The sequence below is a fragment of the Embleya australiensis genome (assembly GCF_051903075.1).
Classification (GTDB): domain Bacteria; phylum Actinomycetota; class Actinomycetes; order Streptomycetales; family Streptomycetaceae; genus Embleya.
In genome coordinates this window covers 5,936,163-5,949,074 of sequence record NZ_CP182422.1, presented here as the reverse complement: position 1 = coordinate 5,949,074, position 12,912 = coordinate 5,936,163, and the positions used below count along the sequence as shown (strand labels likewise).

The window sequence follows — 12,912 nt, the reverse complement described above, 5'->3', positions numbered from 1 at the left end:
CCGAAACGACTGAAGAGAACACGCCCCCACCCTCGCTCTTTTGTCCGAACGCGCCAAGGGCGGGGGTTCCGGTTCGTCAGGTCGGTGCGAGTCTGTCAGCTGGCCGGACATCTGACAGATTCGCGGAAATCGGCTTGGCCGAGGATTTAGCGTCTGCGAGGGTGCCGGTACGGGCCGAAATCCGGGATCGAAAAGCGGGCGTGGATACGCACCGGGAAATGAATTCGGACCCGGTGTCGGGGATCGTTCAGCTCGTGCCCGAGGGGTTGGAGATCACGTACCGCCAACAGCCGTCGGCCCCCCGCCGGGCGACATCGGTCGCGGTGCCCTCGATGTGCACGTGGACACCGTCCGGGCCCACCCCGTCGTGCACGTAGTCGTTGATCACCAGGGCGATGTCGCCGACGACGTAGACGTTGCGCAGCGAGACGGCGATCGGGATGCGATGGCGCAGCACCGTCGGGAGCGCGGCCCGCCGCTGCGCGCCCGCCGTGGTGACCCCCGGCTCGCGCACATGCATGCCCTCCGGTTCGAAAAGCTCCTGGAGCAGTTCGAGGTTCCGGTCGTTGAAGGCACCCACGAACGTGTGCAGGAGCTCGGCCGGCTCGGCGGGAAGGCGTACGTCGTTTCGAATGGCAGACATGGTTCGAGTACAGCATCAGGCGGCGGAGTCGGACAGAACCGAGGGGCATGTCTGTCACCTCGGGTTTTCCGGCCCCGGCAATACCTCGGCGGACCTGACAGATCCCGAAATCATATCTGGGCCGATCTTTTGTCGGCCCGGCATGATGTCGGCGATATCCGCCCACGCCGAGACGATATCGGCTCACCGGGAGCGTACCCCTTGACCAACATCACCATCATCTTCCATTCGCGCAGCGGTAACATTTACCAGCTCGTCGAAAAGGCCGCGCAGACGGCTCGGGCCGCGGGCGCCGAGGTGCGCGTGCGCAAGGTGGCCGAGTTGCCCGATCCGATGATCCTGGACAAGCAGGCGTATCAGGATCTGGCGACCGTCACGGCGGACATCCCGGAGGCGGGCCTGGACGACCTGGTGTGGGCCGACGCGATCATGATCGGCACGCCGGTCCACTACGGACTGCCCGCGCCGCAGATCCTGAACTTCTTCGACCACACCGGACCGGTCGCCATTCCGGGCAAGTTGATGAACAAGGCGGTCTCCGCGTTCGCCTCGGGGTCGATGCCGCACGCGGGCCAGCAGGCGACGATCCTGGCGCTGCACAACGCGTTCTGCCACTGGGGTTCGGTGATCGTCTCCAACGGTTCGGCCGCGGCGGTGCTGCACCAGCCCGGCAACGGCGCGCCGTACGGTACCGGCACCATCTCGCGGCACGAGGCGAACAGCGTCACCGACGACAACCTCGGCGCGATCGAGTACCAGACGCTGCGCACCCTCCAGGTCGCGGGCGCGCTCAAGCGCGGCCTCGAACCGGAGCCGGGGATCACCCTGGTGAGCGAGGAACGGCTGCGGAAATTCGGCCTCGACATCTGAGGCGAGCACGATCCGGCGACGGGCGCCGTCCGGCCTTGGGCGCCGTCCGGCGACACGAACGAACCGAGGAACCCCGCATGACATTTCGCGACACCGCGTGGCCGGAGGGTACGCCCTGCTGGGTGGAGGTCCGGGTCTTCGATCCCAAACACACGAGCGAGTTCTACGGGGCCCTGTTCGGGTGGGAATTCCTGGACCGGGGCGAGGAGTACGACCACTATCTGACGGCGAGTCTGGCCGGTCGCACGGTCGCCGACATCGGTCCCCGGTTCGAGGGGCCGGCGGACGCGCCGTCGGCGTGGCTGGTCTGCATCGCGGTCGAGAGCGCCGACGCGGTGGCGGAGCGGATCGTCCGGGCGGGCGGGACGCTGACGGTCGAGCCGACCGACGTCGGCACGCACGGCAGGTTCGCGGTGGCGGCCGACCCGGGCGGGGCGGTGTTCGGGATCTGGCAGGCGGACGAGTACTTCGGCGCCGAGGTCGCGGACGTACCCGGCGCGGCGGTGTGGCACCGGTGCCTGACCCGGGATCATGCGGCGGCGCAGGCGTTCTATGTCGAGGTGTTCGGCTACACGGTCACGTCCGGGCCCGATGGGCCGGACGGCTCGGGCGGTGGCCCGGACGCGGCGGCCGGCGTCGTGTTGCGGCTCGACGGCCGCCCCGTGGCCGGCCTCGCCGAGGCGGGCGCGGGGGCGGCGTCGCACTGGTTGGTCACGTTCGGGGTCGCCGAGTTGGCGACCGCGGTGACGACGGTGACCGCGTCGGGTGGGTCCGTCGTGACCGGTCCCTACGACACGCCGCGCGGCCCGAGCGTCCTGGTCGCCGACGAGCAGGGCACCCCGTTCGAGGTCGTCGCGGTGAACGCGGCGACCTGACGGAGCGGCACCCGAAAATCGTCCCGAAGTCCGCTGCGTGCGGGCTTCGGGACGATGTCGTGTCCGGGGTTCGACGGTGCCCCCAACCGCTGTGTCCACACGCGGGCACGAAGCGTGAACAGGGGGCGGGAGTAAGGGAGTTGCCCACATCCGGGGGCGCCTGTCATGGCATGCTGCGCGTCATGGTGGGTGATGCGCTGTCGGGGCGGTTGGTGCCGGACCGTCTGTGGGAGTTGGTGGTTCCGTTGTTGCCGGGGTTCGGGGTGCGGCGGCAGGGGGGTGGTCGGGCGCCGGTGGAGGAGCGTGCGGTGTTCACGGCGGTGGTGTTCGTGCTGACCAGTGGGTGTGCGTGGCGGCAGTTGCCGAGGTGTTTCGGGGTGGCGTCGCCGACGGCGCATCGTCGGTTCACGGTGTGGACGAACGCCGGGGTGTGGCCGCGGCTGCACCGGGCCGTACTCGACCACCCGCACTCCCGCGACGAGATCGAATGGGGCGAGGCGATCGCCCTGGCCGCCACCGCCCGCCGCACCCGAGACTCGTGAGCGCAGGGGTCGCACACGTGACCCCGCGCGGGCCCGGACACGACGAGGGGCCCGCGCGCCGACATGCCCGCCCGGGCCCCGACCACGTACCGATCCGCGTCCCTGGGGCGTGTCTTCAATCTCCCGTCGGGCGGGAGATTGAAGACACGCCCTAGTCGAACGCGATCTGCACCGTGCCGTCGGTGATCACCTTGACCGGCAGCCGGTCCAGCTTGATGCCGAACCACTTGTCGTACGCGGTCAACAGCTCCTGCTCGTCGGTGATCGTCACGCTCTCCCGACGGTCGCCCTCGACCCGGCTGAACCGGTCCTCCTTGAGGGTGACCCGGCCGGTCTCGGTCGGCAGCGAGCAGAACAGGTTCTGCAGGAACGGCGAGTCCGGCGCGGTGCGGTACCACCACAGCGTGGGCGCGAAGTCGGACAGTTCGCACGGCACGTCGTAGACCCGGTACAGCGCCGTGTCGTTCGCCACGACGTCGATGCCGCCGTCGTCGGCCCGCTCGATCCGGAACGCGCCGTTCGGGTCGTCCTGGACCGCGTCGGTGTCCAGGGACAGCGGATACCTGCTGTTGCGACCGAAGCCGACGTCGACGAGCCATTCCCCGCCGTCGATCCGGACCTTGAGCGCGAGATGGCACAGCGGGGCGGTGAGATTGCCCTTGATCCACACCCGGCCCGGCATTATCGATACCTCGTAACCGAGGCTTTGCAGCAGGAAGGAAAGTGCCGGATTCACCTCGTAACAACCGCCGCCCCGACGCTCGTGGACGACCTTCGCGACCACCCTTTCGTCCATCAGGATGTCTTCGCCGAGGTGATAGCTCAAATTCTCGAAGGGAACCGCGAAGAGGTGCCTCCGGTTCAACTCGCGCAGCGACTCCAGGTCGGCCCGCTCCGGCCGTTCCGCGGCGATGCGATCCAGGTATGCGGATACCATGGCGTCGTCGATCACGTCAGCGATCCCCTTTCTGATTCCGAGTGGTCCGCGAATCGCGGGAAGAGTTCGGCCGCATTGCCCAACTGGATGCGGGTCAGCTCGTCCGGCGAGAACGCGCCGTGGTCGACGATGAATCGGCCGTTCTCCGCACTGAACGATTCCGGCATGAACGGGAAGTCGGAGCCGACCAGGATCCGGTCCGGTCGGGCGAACGAGCGCACCGAGGCGAACGCGTGCGGATCGCCGATCATGGCGGTGTCCGAGTAGAGCTTTTGCAGGTACCCGATCGGGTCCTCGGGCAGCCGCTCGGCGAGGTCGGACACGATCAGCGGCCCGAGCGCGAGGCGGCCGGCGAAGTACGCCATGCCACCGCCGCCGTGGGACAGGATCAGCCGCAGCCCGGGGTGCCGCTCCAGCGTGCGGTTGTACAGGAGCTGCGCGGTCAGCCGGACCGTCTCGAACGGGAACTCGCAGAGCGAGGCCGGGAGTCCGAAGGCGGGCTGGCCGGTGGACGGGGGCACCGTCGGGTGCACGAACATCGGCACCCGGCGGCGCGCCGCCTCGGCCAGGAACTCGTCGAGCGACGGGTCGCCGAGGTAGACCCCGTTGTAGTTGGTGATCAGCCCGACGCCGTCGAGGCCGAGCACGTCCTGGCAGTACTCCAACTCGGCCAGGGCCGCGTCCACGTGCGGCAGCGGCAACACCGCGAAGGCGCCCAGCCGACCCGGGTGCCGGGACACCAGCTCGGCCATGAACTCGTTGATCCACCGGGCCAGATGGGCCCCGGTGTCCGCGTCCACCGCCGGCACCCCCGGCCAGACGTTGACCACGGCCGCCCGGATTCCCTGCCGGTCCATCATGTCCAGGCTGGTTTCGATTTTCCACGCCGGTTTGTCGACGCCGGGCAACGTCGATGCGAACCCGAGTCTCCGCAGTTCCTCGACATAGAATTCGGGAACGATGTGGTGATGTACGTCGATGGCGTTCGACCAAGGCGTGCCCACGGCCACGGAAGCGCTTGTCCGCATGAATTTCCTTCGTCCAGACGGTCCGGCACAGCAATGCTCGACCCTACTTTCGGCGTCGGGGAGTGTCGATGTGCCGGCGGTGAGTCTGTCACCTTCTGCGGACCGGTCGGTTTCCGCGCCGCCGACCGAGATGACAGTTCCCGATGCATTGTCTGGAAATCCCGCGACACCGCTGCCAATCTTTCCGGGCAGAGCAGCCGCACCGGGCGTCGATCGTGTCGTCGGCCCGGATTGCTGTTCCGCGCCGACACGAGATGGGTGAATATGACTACGCACGCAGTCGGAGCACCGGGTGGGGACGCGGTCGGGATCCTCGGTACCGGCTCCTACCTCCCCGGCGACGTGGTGACCAATACCGACGTCGGCACACCGGCCGGAGTGACCGACGAGTGGATCACCCGCAAGACCGGGATCCGCGAGCGCCGTTGGGCCAAGGCCGACGAGGCCACCTCGGACCTGGCGGCGATGGCCGCGCGAGCCGCCCTCGGCAACGCCGGCGTCCGGGCCGAACAGGTCTCGCTCGTGATCGTGGCGACATCCACGCCGGACTCGCCGCAACCCCCGACCGCCGCCGCCGTCGCGGCCGAACTCGACGTCCCCGCGGGCACCCCGGCGTTCGACCTCAACGCCGTGTGCAGCGGCTTCGTCTTCGCGCTCACCACCGCGGAGCGGATGATCCGGGGCACCGGCGGCCACGCCGTGGTGATCGGCGCCGACATCTACTCGCGCACCCTCGATCCGAGCGACCACCGCACCTCGGTGTTGTTCGGCGACGGCGCGGGCGCGGTGGTGCTCGGCCCCGGTACCGGCCGCGGGGTGCTGGCCACCCGACTGGCCACCTATCCGGCGGAGCGCCAGTTGATCCGGGTGCCCGCCGGCGGCTCCCGGATCCCGGCCTCGCCGGCGTCCCTCGATCAGGGCCTGCACTACTTCCGGATGGACGGGCGGGCGGTCCGCGACTTCGTGGCCGAGCAGGTCGGCCCGCTGATCCGCGCCTTCCTGGCGGAGCACGCGCCGAACCCCGCCCGGCCGCCGCACTTCGTGCCGCACCAGGCCAACGGCCGGATGATCGAGGCCCTCGCCGACGACCTCGGCTTCCCGATCGAGCGCACGCACACCACCGTCGAACGTTTCGGAAATACCGGCGCGGCGTCCATACCCATTTCCCTGGATGCCGCCGCCGACCGCTTCGAAGCCGGCGATTCGGTACTGCTCGCCGGTTTCGGCGGGGGCATGGCCGTCGGTCTGGCACTCGTCGAATGGGACGGGCCGCGCGGCGCGGATTGACGGACATCCGACGACACCTGACGAATCCGACCACCGTTTCGTTGTACCGGGCGGCCGGTGCCCGGGATGATTTCATCCATGAGTGAAAGCAGCGTCACCACCCCCCTGTTCGAGGTCGATTTCGAAACGCGCGTGGGGAAATCGCCGGCGGCCGTCTACGCCGTGCTCAGCGATCTGCCGCGCTGCCGCGAGTGGAGCGAGGAGTGCACCGGCGGGGAATGGGTCGAGGGCGCGCCGGGCGCGGTCGGATCCGTCTTCCGCGGCGAGAACTTCCGTCGTACGGACGTGGTTTCGTGGGCTCCCGTGGTCCGCGGCGTCTGGCACACGCACGCCGAGGTGGTGGCCGCCGAACCCGGGCGCCGCTTCCGCTGGGCGATGCGGACCAACGACGGGCGGGCCCAGGACAGCGTCTGGGGATTCGACATCGCCCCGGCCCCGGGCGGATCGAAACTCGTGCACACCTTCCGGATGGGCACCGCCACGGAGGGAATCCGGGGCATCACCGCCGAGATGACCGAGGACGAGAAGAAGAGATTCTTCGCCGAATGGGGAGCGAAGCTCGAAAAGGACATGGCGGCCACCGTGGCGCGGCTCAAAAAGGTCATCGAGGCCGACTGAGCGCACCTCGACCGGCCGGCGCCGATATGACACAGGTGAATCGAGAATGACACATGCTTCTGCAGCGCATAGGTAATCGCGGTATACGCCTGGGCACGCTGTTCGACCGGGCCGCCGCCAAATACCCGTCGAACGTGCTGATGCTCGACCACGACCTGGACATCGCCCCGGAACGCGGCCGCAGCATGACGATCGCGGACGCCGCCGAACTGGTGAGCGACCTGGGCACCCGGTTGTGGCGCGCGCGGGTACGGCCCGGCGACCACGTGGTGGTGTACAAGGGCAACGCGTTCGACATCACCCTGCTGGCCGTCGCGGCCGCGCGGATCGGTGCCGTTCCGGTACTGCTGTCCCCGTACCTGGACGGCGAGACGGTGACCGCGCTGCTCGACCGGGTCGAGCGGCCGGTGCTGATCACCGACGCCGCCAAGCTCGAATCCGCGCTCCCCGACACCGTGTTCACCCACGCCGACCGGGTCCTGCTGGCCGCGGGCGAACACCCGCGCGCGACGAGCCTGGCCGAGCCCGCCGCGGCTCCGCACGTCCCGGCGCTGTGGATGCCGCCGGAGCACCCGACACTGGTGACGCACACCTCGGGCACCACCGGGATCCCGAAGCTGGCCGTGCACACCGGCTACAGCCTGGAGGCCCGCTACCGGCCGCAGGCGCTGGCGACGACGCTGATGCGCCGGCGCGAAACGGTGGCCATGCACGTCTCGTTCGTGCACTCCCGGCTGTTCACCGCGCTGGCCATCTCGCTGCTTCGCGGCTTCCCCGTCGCGGTGCTGGCGAACCCGGACCCGGAGCACGCCGCGACGTTGTTCGCGCGCTGGCGGCCCGCCGTACTGGAGGCGCACCCGAACACCTACCTCAGCTGGGAACGACTCGCGGACGACCCGCGCGCGCCGCTGTCCAACGTCAAGTTCTTCAGCAGCACCTTCGACGCGCTGCACCCGCGCACGGTGCGCACCCTGATCGGCGCGTCCCGGCGCCGCGCGCCGAAGTTCGGGCAGATCTACGGACAGAGCGAGGTCGGCCCCAGCGTGGCCCGCTCCTACGGGCGCAACCGCTCGCCGGAGGCCGACGGACGGTGTGTGGGCATCCCCTTCCCCGGGATGACCGGGGTCCGGGTGATCAGTCGGGACGGCAATCCGCCCTCGCCGACCTCGCCCGGGTTCATCGAGATCAGCAGCGACGGTCGTATCCACACCTACCTGGGCGAGCAGGAGCGGTTCCACAAGCAGGCCGATCGGGAGTGGTGGCGGATGGGCGACCTCGGCTACCGCACCCGGTGGGGTTGTCTGCACCTGATGGACCGGGAGGTGGACGAGATCCCCGGCTTCGGCAGCACGCTGGACGTGGAGGACCGACTGTTCACCCGGCTCGACGAGTTGGCCGAGGTGGTCATCGTGCCGATGCCGGAGGGCCCGCCCCGGCCGGTGGTGTGCACCAAGGACGACCGGCCGCTGGACCACGCCGCCTGGCGCGCCGCGGTGGCCGATCTGCCGCGGATGGCCGAGCCGACGCAGTGGCGCAAAGCCGACCTGCCGCAGACGGCCACCACCAAGATCAAGCGCCTGGAGCTGATCCGACTGCTCGACGGCACCTCCGGCGGGTCGCAGTTCGGGGAACCGGCGTGAGTACGATCGCCGTCGCCGGCGGCGGCATCGGCGGCCTCGCCTCGGCGCTCGCCCTTGCCGCCCGCGGCCACGACGTCGTGGTGTGCGAACGCAACGCCGGATTCACCGAGTTGGGCGCCGGCATCCAGCTCGCCCCCAACGGGATGCACGCGCTCGACCGCCTCGGCCTGGCCGAGGCGGTCGGCCGGATCGCCGTCCCCGTGGGCGAACTGCGCTTCATGGACGGGGTCACCGGGGAACACGTGGTGGCCATGCCGCTGGACCGGCACTACCGCGACCGCTTCCGCAACGCGTATGTGGTGGTGCACCGGGGCGAGTTGTACCGGCTGCTGCTCGACGCCTGCCGAAGCCACGCGCGGATCGACCTGCGGGCCGCGCACGCGGTGGTCGGCTACGCGCACGAGGCGGACGCGGTACGGGTGTTGCTCGCCGACGGGGCGAGCCTGGGCGCCGACGCGCTGATCGGGGCCGACGGGTTGCACTCCGCGGTCCGCGCGCAGTTGGTCGGCGACGGCGCGCCGCGCAACGCCGGCATCACCGTGTACCGCTCGATCGTGCCGATGGAGCGGGTGCCGACGCAGCTGCGCCACATGTCGGTGACGTGGTGGGCCGGACCGGGGCGGCACTTCGTGCACTACCCGATCGCCGGCGGGCGCTTTCTCAACCTGGCGCCCAGCGCGGAGAACACGCCCGCCGAGACCTTCTCGGGGGTGTCGGTGCCGGCGTCCGAGGTGCTCGGCGAGTTCGGCGCGCTCTGCGCGAGCGCGCTGCGGTTGCTCGAACTGGGCGCCGACTGGAAGGCGTGGGTGCTGGTCGATCGGGAACCGGTGGACGGTTGGACGGACGGGCGGGTCGCCCTGCTCGGCGACGCGGCGCACCCGATGCTCCACTACGCGGCCCAGGGCGCCTGTATGGCCCTCGAGGACGCCGTGGTCCTGGGTGACCTGTTGGACTGCCCGGCAGGGTGGTTCGCGGCCCGTCTGGGCCGGTACAACTCCGTCCGCCGGGAGCGCACCGCCCGGGTGCATCGGCTGGCCCGGGACAGCATCGCGCTGTGGCACGCCGCGGACGCGGCGGCGCAGGCCCGCAACGAGGCGCTGTCCGCGATGTCGCCGGGCGAGCTGTACGACTTCGTCGCGTGGCTGCACGGCACACGGGACTTCGCCGGCTCGCCGTCCGTCACCCCGGCGATCCCGGATCCTTCGGAGAACTCCGTGTACACCCTGGGCGGTCGGCTGGACCCGACCGAAGCGCCGACGTCGAGGACACCATCCCGGTCGCCCCGAAATGCGGCGATCGGCTCACCCGGGTCGTCCGTGCGAAGTGCCGGTACCTACACCCTCGGCGGCTGGCTCGAACCGGCCGAGGACCCGCAACCGGCGACGCCGGCCCGGTCGCACCGAAGCCCGGCCGCCGGTTCACCCGCGTCCCCGCGCAGCGCGGCGGGCGCGAAGGAGTCGCCGAAGTCCCTGTGATCCACACGATTCATGTGCCGCACGTGCTGCGTGCGAGGCATGTGTTCCCTCCGCGGCCGCGGCCGTGCCCGGCGCCGGCGGGCCCGGGGAGCCGCCGAGCGCACGGGTCAGGCCGAGACGCGCTTTTGTGCGGGATACACGTAGGGCGCCTTGTTCCGTCGTTGGGCCAACTGCGCGCGCCCCGCGCCGGCGGCCAGGTGTCGCTTGGGTCCGACGGCCCACGGCGGATCCGTTTCCGCCCCGGACGCGTCGAACAGCGCGGCGGCCTTCGCGGACAACCGTCTACAGGCCGCCTCGTCGCCCAACTGGGCGTGCGCGCGCGCCTCGTGCGAGGCCAGCAACGAGCGCAGCACGGTCGGCGCCGAGGCGTTGGCCCCTGCGTCGGCGAGCCGGATCAAGCGCAGCGCGTCCAGGCCGTTGCCGGCGCGCATGAGGTGATAGCTCAGGCAGGACAGGATGTACGCGCCCAGATTCGGGTCGCCCGCGAGGCCGGCCGCACGCAGGCCGGCGAGCAGGTATTGCTGGCCCTGCGCCCGCTTGCCGTGATCCGCGGCCAACCAGCCCGCGAGTTGGGCCAGTTCGGCGATGGCCCCGTACAGCCGCCTGGCGGTCGGTGCGTCGAAGGACGCGTTTCTGGTCAGGTGTCGGGCCCAACGCAGCTCGTGCACCACCCAGTTCAGCACGAGGGCGCTGTTCTGCGCGTCGCCGAGGCGGCGCAGCCGGGCGATCCGGCCGAAGAGCATGTCGATCATCTCGGGATCCAGCTCGGCGCCCTCCGTCCGGGCGGAAGCCGGCCTGCTCTCGGCGGTCAGCCAGTCCACGGCGAGCAGGACCAGGCCCGCTCCGGGCACCAGGAAGGGCGCCTGCAGTTGTTCCTCGTCGTCCTGCTCGACGAGCGGGCGGAGGATGCGGTCGACGTGCTCCTCGGACCACGGCGGGCTCAGTCGGAGGTCGCTGTCGTTTCCCGTCGATTCCGCCTCGGGAAAACGCTGCGGCCAGATATGGCGGATTTCGACGACTCGGCCGAGACTCTCCGATAAAATGGTTGCCACGAAGCCGGGTACCCGCCCCCGCGGATATGCTCCCTTGATCCAACCGTACGGCGCCTTGAGGCTGACGGTGCCATCCCCGTACCGTCGATTGATTTCTCGGGCCAAACGCTCCGGAGTCCACTGCAGGATTTCCAGAGATATTGCGAGTCGAGAATCTTTCCCCATCGGTGCATCTCCCCCTTGAAACGCTCCTTTGAGTGTGCGGCCGGATGCCGCCATGATATGGATCAAGATTGTCACACCTGTGGCATCAAAACGCCACAGCGCGCTTCCGCGTCTTATATGGTTCGGCCGGCCGGCCGGCGGCCGACGGGGGGTCGCGCCCCCTGCGGAGAGTCGCGAAGAGCGGGTCGGCGGGCCGACGCCGCAGGTGCCCGGACCCGCCGCGACGGGCCGCCCGGGTGGGGCCGCCGCCCACTCGCTCGGGCTCCGTCGATACCCCTGACCTGCACGGGAATCGGCTCGTCGGGAGTCGGTACGCGGCGGGCCGGAGCGCTCGACCGGGGTCGACGCCGCGGTTCGCGAACGTCACCCAGCGGGGCCGGCACGGGGGTGTCGAGGGAGTCGCCGGCTCATTCTCGCTCTGAGACGAACGGCCGGATCCCGCCGGTCCGGATCCGGGTGCCCCGGTCCGGCCGGCGACCGGAAGGACCGCCTCGCACCGCGCGATTGCCTCGCGCGAGTGCGGGTGGTCGAGTACCGCCCGGTGCAGCCGCGGCCACACCCCGGCGTTCGTCCACACCGTGAACCGACGATGCGCCGTCGGCGACGCCACCCCGAAACACCTCGGCAACTGCCGCCACGCACACCCACTGGTCAGCACGAACACCACCGCCGTGAACACCGCACGCTCCTCCACCGGCGCCCGACCACCCCCCTGCCGCCGCACCCCGAACCCCGGCAACAACGGAACCACCAACTCCCACAGACGATCCGGCACCAACCGCCCCGACAGCGCATCACCCACCACCACGGGCGGGCGCACCACCGGACAGGTGACCCCATATGAGACACAAGCCCGCCGTCGCGGACGCAACTCGGCCCGTTCGGAGGTGCTTTGGGATCCGGGGGTGATTTTCGGAGACGATGTCACATATAGGTAGATGACGGCACCATCCATTTCGGATGGTGCCGTCATCTCCCGTCTACGGGCCTGCTCCCGTGGCTACTTGCTGCCCCAGGAACCGATCCGCATAACTTCCTTCACGAGCACGTCACGAAAGGTCGGAACACCCTTCGTGGTGAACACCGCGGTGACCGTTCGGACATGCTCGTTCTCGGTCACCTCGCGCAGGAGGGAATGCGCCAGGTCGATGCGCGAGGTATAAAGCCCCGGCGTCTCCGGTGCGGCGAAGTGGTAATCGGTGAGCGTGTCCGTGTTGTAGAGCGCCGACGGCCGGATGATCGTCCAGTCCAGATCGGTCGCGCGCACGATCTGCTCCATGCGAAGCATGTCCGCGTAGAGCGTGCGGCCGATCCTGGTCAGCGTCGGATAGATCATCCGCCGATAGAGGAAGGACTCCTGGAGCGGCTTTTCCCCGGCCGAGGGAGGAGAGCTGACCGCAAGCAGTCGAGAACTCACACAGGCCAACCGCTTGACGCCGTGCGCGGACATCGCGTCGGTGATATTGGTGAGCCCCCGGGAGAGCACCGTGACGGGCTCTCGCCCATAGGGTATTCCCAGGATGGAAATGATCGCGTCCTGCCCGATCACCGCCTGCTCGACCGCGTCCTTGTCGAATACGTCCGCGCCGACCGTCCGCAACAGCGGGTCGCTCAGCGGAAAACTGTCGGGCCGGCGGACGACGGCGGTCAGCTCGTGACCATCGGCGATCGCCAGTTCGGAGAGGCGTCGTCCGGTCGAACTATTCGCTCCGAATACAGCGATCTTCATAGGCTTTTCTCCATCTCGGCGGGGTGGGCGCGGCTCCGACTTTCGTGGATT

Annotated in this window: 13 protein-coding genes; 7 read left to right on the top strand and 6 right to left on the bottom strand. The window is 69.7% G+C overall.

Annotated features, from left to right (window positions below; translation table 11 throughout):
* Positions 1-247: 247 nt before the first annotated feature.
* Positions 248-643, bottom strand: a complete 396-nt coding sequence (locus ACMXN5_RS25780) for a YybH family protein (protein WP_379996762.1) — start codon at positions 641-643, stop codon at positions 248-250.
* 201 nt (positions 644-844) lie between these two features.
* On the opposite strand from ACMXN5_RS25780, the gene ACMXN5_RS25775 reads away from it, so the two are divergent.
* The 3 genes from ACMXN5_RS25775 (at position 845) to ACMXN5_RS25765 (ending at position 2,930) form a co-directional block, all read left to right on the top strand.
* On the top strand, positions 845-1,513 hold the full coding sequence (locus ACMXN5_RS25775) for a flavodoxin family protein (protein ID WP_439677194.1): 669 nt from the start codon (positions 845-847) through the stop codon (positions 1,511-1,513).
* 77 nt (positions 1,514-1,590) lie between these two features.
* Positions 1,591-2,388 (top strand): VOC family protein, encoded by a 798-nt coding sequence (locus tag ACMXN5_RS25770; protein WP_439677193.1) that lies wholly within the window; start codon positions 1,591-1,593, stop codon positions 2,386-2,388.
* A gap of 182 nt (positions 2,389-2,570) precedes the next feature.
* Entirely contained in the window at positions 2,571-2,930 is a 360-nt protein-coding gene (locus ACMXN5_RS25765) for a transposase (protein ID WP_439677192.1), read from the top strand.
* A 151-nt stretch (positions 2,931-3,081) separates the two neighbouring features.
* On the opposite strand, the gene ACMXN5_RS25760 is transcribed toward ACMXN5_RS25765, so the two are convergent.
* Positions 3,082-3,882, bottom strand: coding sequence for an arylamine N-acetyltransferase family protein (locus ACMXN5_RS25760; RefSeq protein WP_439677191.1), 801 nt, complete (start codon positions 3,880-3,882; stop codon positions 3,082-3,084).
* A complete protein-coding gene (locus ACMXN5_RS25755) occupies positions 3,879-4,895 on the bottom strand; it encodes an amidohydrolase family protein (RefSeq protein WP_439677190.1) in 1,017 nt (338 codons plus the stop codon). Before ACMXN5_RS25755 ends, ACMXN5_RS25760 begins: the two co-directional genes overlap by 4 nt.
* A gap of 264 nt (positions 4,896-5,159) precedes the next feature.
* Between ACMXN5_RS25755 and ACMXN5_RS25750 the strand changes: the two genes are divergently transcribed.
* The 4 genes from ACMXN5_RS25750 to ACMXN5_RS25735 all read left to right on the top strand — a co-directional run bounded on the left by ACMXN5_RS25750 (position 5,160) and on the right by ACMXN5_RS25735 (position 9,915).
* Positions 5,160-6,182, top strand: coding sequence for a 3-oxoacyl-ACP synthase III family protein (locus tag ACMXN5_RS25750; protein WP_439677189.1), 1,023 nt, complete (start codon positions 5,160-5,162; stop codon positions 6,180-6,182).
* A gap of 78 nt (positions 6,183-6,260) precedes the next feature.
* Entirely contained in the window at positions 6,261-6,800 is a 540-nt protein-coding gene (locus tag ACMXN5_RS25745; RefSeq protein WP_439677188.1) for an SRPBCC family protein, read from the top strand.
* Positions 6,801-6,853: 53 nt separating this feature from the next.
* On the top strand, positions 6,854-8,440 hold the full coding sequence (locus tag ACMXN5_RS25740) for a class I adenylate-forming enzyme family protein (protein WP_439677187.1): 1,587 nt from the start codon (positions 6,854-6,856) through the stop codon (positions 8,438-8,440).
* Positions 8,437-9,915 (top strand): FAD-dependent monooxygenase, encoded by a 1,479-nt coding sequence (locus ACMXN5_RS25735; protein WP_439677186.1) that lies wholly within the window; start codon positions 8,437-8,439, stop codon positions 9,913-9,915. Before ACMXN5_RS25740 ends, ACMXN5_RS25735 begins: the two co-directional genes overlap by 4 nt.
* 107 nt (positions 9,916-10,022) lie before the next feature.
* Here the strand turns inward: ACMXN5_RS25735 and ACMXN5_RS25730 are convergent, their stop codons facing one another.
* From ACMXN5_RS25730 to ACMXN5_RS25720, 3 genes are all read right to left on the bottom strand, one after another.
* Positions 10,023-10,967, bottom strand: a complete 945-nt coding sequence (locus ACMXN5_RS25730; protein ID WP_439677185.1) for a hypothetical protein — start codon at positions 10,965-10,967, stop codon at positions 10,023-10,025.
* A 250-nt stretch (positions 10,968-11,217) separates the two neighbouring features.
* Positions 11,218-12,087 carry a transposase gene (locus ACMXN5_RS25725; RefSeq protein ID WP_439678080.1) on the bottom strand — a complete coding sequence of 290 codons (870 nt, stop codon included), beginning with the start codon at positions 12,085-12,087 and terminating at the stop codon, positions 11,218-11,220.
* A 45-nt stretch (positions 12,088-12,132) separates the two neighbouring features.
* Entirely contained in the window at positions 12,133-12,861 is a 729-nt protein-coding gene (locus tag ACMXN5_RS25720; RefSeq protein ID WP_380030005.1) for an NAD(P)-dependent oxidoreductase, read from the bottom strand.
* Between the last annotated feature and the right edge of the window lie 51 nt (positions 12,862-12,912).

Bases quoted from the DNA above. Each gene is read 5' to 3' on its own strand.
- ACMXN5_RS25780 (WP_379996762.1), bottom strand. From the start codon at position 643: ATGTCTGCCATTCGAAACGACGTACGCCTTCCCGCCGAGCCGGCCGAG.
- ACMXN5_RS25765 (WP_439677192.1), top strand. From the start codon at position 2,571: ATGGTGGGTGATGCGCTGTCGGGGCGGTTGGTGCCGGACCGTCTGTGG.
- ACMXN5_RS25750 (WP_439677189.1), top strand. From the start codon at position 5,160: ATGACTACGCACGCAGTCGGAGCACCGGGTGGGGACGCGGTCGGGATC.
- ACMXN5_RS25745 (WP_439677188.1), top strand. From the start codon at position 6,261: ATGAGTGAAAGCAGCGTCACCACCCCCCTGTTCGAGGTCGATTTCGAA.
- ACMXN5_RS25755 (WP_439677190.1), bottom strand. From the start codon at position 4,895: ATGCGGACAAGCGCTTCCGTGGCCGTGGGCACGCCTTGGTCGAACGCC.
- ACMXN5_RS25725 (WP_439678080.1), bottom strand. From the start codon at position 12,087: ATGGATGGTGCCGTCATCTACCTATATGTGACATCGTCTCCGAAAATC.
- ACMXN5_RS25770 (WP_439677193.1), top strand. From the start codon at position 1,591: ATGACATTTCGCGACACCGCGTGGCCGGAGGGTACGCCCTGCTGGGTG.
- ACMXN5_RS25720 (WP_380030005.1), bottom strand. From the start codon at position 12,861: ATGAAGATCGCTGTATTCGGAGCGAATAGTTCGACCGGACGACGCCTC.
- ACMXN5_RS25740 (WP_439677187.1), top strand. From the start codon at position 6,854: ATGCTTCTGCAGCGCATAGGTAATCGCGGTATACGCCTGGGCACGCTG.